Raw genomic sequence first — 581 nt, 5'->3', positions numbered from 1 at the left:
CTCTCCGACGCCCAAGCCAACAACCGACACATCTGGGCCATCATCCGCGGCACCGCCACCAACCAAGACGGCGCCAGCAACGGACTCACCGCACCCAACGGACCAGCCCAAGAAAAACTCATCCACCAAACCCTCACCAACGCCCAACTCACCCCCACCGACATCGACGCCATCGAAGCCCACGGCACCGGCACCACCCTCGGCGACCCCATCGAAGCCCACGCACTCCTAGCCACCTACGGCCAACACCGCACCCCCCACAACCCCCTCTACCTCGGCTCCATCAAAACCAACATCGGCCACACCCAAGCCGCCGCCGGCATCGCCGGCACCATCAAAATGATCATGGCCCTCCACCACCACCAACTACCCCCCACCCTCCACGCCACCCCACCCTCCCCCCACATCGACTGGACCACCGGCAACATCCAACTCCTCACCCAACCCACCCCCTGGCCACACCACAACCGACCCCACCGCGCCGCCATCTCCTCCTTCGGCATCTCCGGCACCAACGCCCACCTCATCCTCGAACAACCACCCACCCCCACCCCCACCACACACCCCCACACCCCACACGA

At 65.7% G+C, this 581-nt stretch carries 1 protein-coding gene; it reads left to right on the top strand.

The genetic code is table 11. From position 1 onward, the window contains the following. Nucleotides 1-581 (top strand): ketoacyl-synthetase C-terminal extension domain-containing protein (locus Vqi01_RS30450; protein WP_204038571.1); only part of this gene is annotated, 581 nt, incomplete at both ends.

This window comes from Micromonospora qiuiae (assembly GCF_016863555.1).
GTDB classification, from domain to species: Bacteria; Actinomycetota; Actinomycetes; order Mycobacteriales; family Micromonosporaceae; genus Micromonospora; species Micromonospora qiuiae.
The sequence above is the reverse complement of the archived record's forward strand: the minus strand, read 5'-3'. Positions and strand labels throughout refer to the sequence as shown.